Annotated in this window: 5 protein-coding genes and 1 pseudogene; 3 read left to right on the plus strand and 3 right to left on the minus strand. The window is 71.1% G+C overall.

All coding sequences use genetic code 11. The features are described from left to right. Positions 1–244, plus strand: a 244-nt coding sequence (locus ACOADB_RS28090) for an NAD(P)H-binding protein (protein ID WP_378606947.1), incomplete at its 5' end; no start/stop codon positions are given. Here ACOADB_RS28090 and ACOADB_RS28095 read toward each other — a convergent pair. Then, positions 245–862 carry a TetR/AcrR family transcriptional regulator gene (locus tag ACOADB_RS28095; RefSeq protein ID WP_378606950.1) on the minus strand — a complete coding sequence of 206 codons (618 nt, stop codon included), beginning with the start codon at positions 860–862 and terminating at the stop codon, positions 245–247. A gap of 83 nt (positions 863–945) precedes the next feature. Between ACOADB_RS28095 and ACOADB_RS28100 the strand changes: the two genes are divergently transcribed. Then, positions 946–1,305: a hypothetical protein gene (locus ACOADB_RS28100; protein WP_378606953.1), complete on the plus strand. Its 360-nt coding sequence runs from the start codon at positions 946–948 to the stop codon at positions 1,303–1,305. Then, on the plus strand, positions 1,302–3,215 hold the full coding sequence (locus ACOADB_RS28105; RefSeq protein WP_378606956.1) for a hypothetical protein: 1,914 nt from the start codon (positions 1,302–1,304) through the stop codon (positions 3,213–3,215). Before ACOADB_RS28100 ends, ACOADB_RS28105 begins: the two co-directional genes overlap by 4 nt. Positions 3,216–3,289: 74 nt before the next feature. Here the strand turns inward: ACOADB_RS28105 and ACOADB_RS28110 are convergent, their stop codons facing one another. Both ACOADB_RS28110 and ACOADB_RS28115 read right to left on the minus strand, forming a co-directional pair. Continuing rightward, positions 3,290–3,535: a hypothetical protein gene (locus ACOADB_RS28110; RefSeq protein WP_378606959.1), complete on the minus strand. Its 246-nt coding sequence runs from the start codon at positions 3,533–3,535 to the stop codon at positions 3,290–3,292. A gap of 28 nt (positions 3,536–3,563) precedes the next feature. After that, positions 3,564–4,233: pseudogene (locus ACOADB_RS28115) on the minus strand (hypothetical protein); the annotation flags it as partial.

The raw sequence follows: 4,233 nt of genomic DNA on the forward strand, positions 1-4,233 counted from the left end.
CATCGCGCTGCGCGCCAGCTCCCTGGACTGGACGATCCTGCGGCCGGGCCTGTTGACCGACGAACCCCCGACCGGCCTGGTCGCGCTCGGCGCAGACCTCCCGCGCGGCTCCGTGACCCGCGCCGACGTGGCGGCCGTGCTCGCCGCAGTGGTCGAGCGCGATGACACGATCGGACGGCAGTGGAACCTGATCGGCGGGAACGTGTCGGTCAGCGCGGCGATCGACGAGGCAATCCGCGGCTGATCAGGCGCGGAGCACTCCAGCGGACGCAAGTCCGATGCTGCTGATCGTCTCCACCAGCGCGGCCTCGTCGAGGTCGAGGTCGCCGGCCAGCCAGCGCGCGACCACCTCGGTCGTGCCGGAGACGATGAGCAGGGCGACCGCCTGTGCGCGCGGATTGGCCGGTTCCATGTCGACCTCGAACGCATGGCGCAGGATCAGGTCGGCGAACTCGTCGTACGCCGCAGTCCGGCGCTGCTCGAGGACGGGGTGGCGTGACGACTCGACGTACAACCGGGCCGCGCGTTCGTCGGCGGAGACTGCGCTGACCAGAGTCGCGACCGTGCGGGTGAGCCGTTCATCGGTGGAGGTGGCCGGTGCCACGAGCGCGGGAGTGACCGCGACCCGGGCCGCCTCGAAAAAGCTGTCAAGGGCGGCCAGGAGGACTGCTTCCCGGTCGGCGAAGTTCTCGTAGAAGTACCGCTTCGACAAGCCGGCCTTCGCACAGATCGCCTCCGCGGTGGTGCCGGCGACGCCGCTCTCGAGGACGACGTCGAGGCACGCCTCGAGCAGCTGGGCGCGCCGCAGTGCGCGCCGGTCATCGGCGCTGACGCCGCGATACGGACGGACTGCTTCGGCCACGACGGACATCTTGACACGTTGCCGTTCCTACTTCATCCTCGAAACAGGAACGGCAACGTTCTTATTTTGACCGGAGGTGTCCCATGGGTTGTTGTCTGGCGCTCGCCTATCTCTTCGCACAGGCTCGCCGAGCCTGGTTCACGGTGCTGCCCGGCACCCCGGCGGTGGCCCTTGCCTTCGCTCCCCCGGCGCGCCGACCGGCACCCGGCGCACCCGCCTTCGCCCTCGCGGCACCTCCGACACGAACGGTTCCCTCCCGCAGGTACGCCGGCCGGGCACTCGTCGCCACCGGTCTCGCCTGGTTCGCCATCGGACTCGTCGGCATGCACGTCTTCGGCTGGTTCGGCTGGGCCGAGACGTCCCTGCTCATCGACACCGCCTTCCACTCCTCCGGGCTGTGGGCCGCGGCCGGCGGCGCCGTACTGCTGGCGGTGAAGGCATGAGCGCGCTGGCCACCGACGAGCGCGTCCGGTTGCTGCTGCCGACACCCGCGCGCGTCGTACCGCCCACCACAGCACGGCGCCAGCGCCGCGCAGTCCTGGTCTTCGCCGGGCTCTGGGCGATCGGCGCCCTGCCCGGCGCACTCGACCTCGGTGCGGGCTGGATCGCTGCAGGCCTCGGACTCGCGTTCCCCGGCGGTGGTCTCCTGTACGGCGGCCACCCCGTCCTCGCCGCCGTGGCGATCCTCGCCCTGGTGCTCTCCGTGTTCACCTGGTGGGCGACCGGACCGACCGTGCTCCCGCCCGTCGTCTGGATCGCGACCGCAACCCTCGGCGGCGTGGTCGCGGATCAGGGATCGACGACCACCCAGCTCGTCGTCCTGGCGATGGGGCCGACGCTCATCGTCCTGGCCGTCGCCGTCCATCGGGTCCGGCATGCGCACCAGGTCCGCACCGGCGCCCGCCTCAACCAACGCCTCGGCACGGTCGACTTCGTGATCACGGGCTCCCCCGGCCTCGACGTCCGGGTGCCGGTCACCGAGCACTCGGAACAGGACCTCGCCCACCTCCGCTACTCGCTCGACCTGGCACTGCAGCCGCTCGACTCGTTCGAGGGCTTCACGCGGATCGACCAGTTCCGCGAGGCCGCGACCCGCTACCAGCTCAACGCGCTCGGCTACTCCCTCGCGATGGCCCAGTTCACCCGGACGCCTGCTTTCACCGGCTACCTCGCCGAGGGCCAGCGCAACGCCATCGAGAAGATGCTGGACCGGCGGATCTGGGGCTACTGGGCCCTCGAGAACGCTTGGGGCAATCTCGACCTCGACCGGGATCCGGTCGACAACCGCGAGAACATCATGCTGACCGGCTTCCACGGCCTGATGGTCGGCATGTACGAGACCCTCAACGACGACCGGTACTCGCAGCCCGGCGCCCTGAGGTTCCGCTGGAACGATGCCGTCGACTTCGCCCACGACTACGGCAGCCTTGCCGCATCGGTGCACCGCAACGTCCAGGGCTCGGCGTACGGGCTGTTCCCGTGCGAGCCGAACTGGATCTACACGGTGTGCAACACGTTCGGGATGAGCACCCTGCTCAGCCACGACCGACTGCATGGAACGGGCTACTTCCCCGAGGTCGAGGACCGACTGCGCGAGTCCTACGAGACCGAGTTCCTGCGCCCCGATGGCCGCATCATCGGCGTACGCAGCAGCCATCTCGGCTTGTCGTGGAACCTGTGGGCCGGTCCGTCCATCCAGATCACGACGTCGTACTGGATGCACGCAGCCCTGCCCGACATCGCCCAACGCACCTGGTGGTTGCTCCGCGAGCACGACCTGCGCCGGTCCGGCAGCGCCGTGACCACCCGCCCGACCGTCTCGGCCCGGCTGGACCCGGGCAACTACCAGCTCGGCACCGACACCTACAGCCAGGTCGTCACCCTGATGGCGGCCCGCGAGCTCGGCGACGACGACCTCGCCGCCGAGGTGCAGCGCGGACTCGACGAGCACCAGGAGGTCGCGGAGTCCAACGGCGCGCGGCGCTACGCCAACGCGTCTGGGCTGGCCAACCTCTATGCGAATCTCGGCCGGTTCGGCCGCCACAGCGGCCTGCGCGACCTGGTGAGCTTCGGCGCACCCGAGTCCTGGCGTCGCGGCCCGGTCCTGGCCGAGGCGGCCTATCCCGACGTCCAGGTCGCGAAGGCCGTGACCGACGGGGCCGCCCTCGACCTCGTCCTGCGCCCGGGTGCCGGACCGGTCCGGACCGCCCTGCGCATCGAACGCCTCGCCCCTGGCGGCACCTACGCCGTCACGGGCGCCCTGCAGTCCACGGTCGTCGCCGCCGGCGACGGGTCGGCCATCGTCCAGGTCGACCTGGCAGGTCGACATGTTGTTCGCCTCGCCCCTCACTGACACGGTTGCCTTCGCCCGCCAGGTCGCGATCCTTCTCGACGACGAACCCAGCGCGGTCGGCCACCAGCCGCCCGTCAGCTCGGGTCGAGCGGCTCCATCGAACCGACCCGCAGGACCTTGACCTCGAGCTCGTCGATGACGAGCTTCCTGATCCGGCCCTCGCCCAGCGCCAGCTTGCCGATGGCCACGGCGCCGACCGCGACCGCTCCGACGGCCAGGGCCCCGAGCGCGGCTGCACCGACCGCACTGGCGCCGTACGCCGACGCACCGAGGGCGAGGCTGCCGCGCAACCGGGGAGTGAGGTCGATCTCGTGCTGCATGCCCGCATCCTGACACGCCGCGGGTCCCTCAGCCCCGACCCTTGCCGCGTCCCTTGTCCTCCTGGCCCTTCGTCTCCTTCGGCGCCTTCGCCTTCTCCTGGCCGCCACCGCCAGCTGGCTCATTCGTGGGAGGCGCTGCGCCCGTGCCGTCGCTGGGGCCGGGCGCCGTCCCGGAACCCGGTGGCGGAGTGGTGCTGGGGGTGACCGCGCTGGCCGGAGGGTCTGCCACTGGTGTCACCGGGGAACCGGGCTGATCCGGATCGGTGCCGCCATCGCTGTCGGGGCCCGAGAGGGGACCCGCCATCCAGAAGACGAGGAGGGCGGCAACGGCAGCGACCGAGGCGAGCACGGTGCGCCGACGCTTGAGGGGCACAAGTGGGTGCAACGTCATGGCCGCGGTGCGCGTCGGATCGACGTCAACGGCATCCGTCGGCACGCGGAACTCCTCGGTCAGGACCTCGACCGGTGACGGCGTCGGAGCACCCGCGTGGTCACTGGCCGGGCCAAGGGCAGCGGCGACCTCCGCGGCAGAGGGCCGCTCCCCCGGGTCGAGCGCCGTCATCGCCACCAGGAGGTCGCGGAGGTCACTCGGCAGCGAGACCGGTAGGGCGGGTGAAACGCCGAGGCGGGACAGCGCTGCCTCGACAGGGGGTCCGGGAAAGGCACGAAGGCCGGTGTAGCACTCCAGCAGCACCAGT

The organism is Nocardioides sp. CPCC 206348, from assembly GCF_048654705.1.
Taxonomy (GTDB): Bacteria; Actinomycetota; Actinomycetes; order Propionibacteriales; family Nocardioidaceae; genus Nocardioides.

Excerpts from the sequence above, each read along its gene's own strand:
- ACOADB_RS28110 (WP_378606959.1), bottom strand. The coding sequence starts at position 3,535 with ATGCAGCACGAGATCGACCTCACTCCCCGGTTGCGCGGCAGCCTCGCC.
- ACOADB_RS28105 (WP_378606956.1), top strand. The coding sequence starts at position 1,302 with ATGAGCGCGCTGGCCACCGACGAGCGCGTCCGGTTGCTGCTGCCGACA.
- ACOADB_RS28100 (WP_378606953.1), top strand. The coding sequence starts at position 946 with ATGGGTTGTTGTCTGGCGCTCGCCTATCTCTTCGCACAGGCTCGCCGA.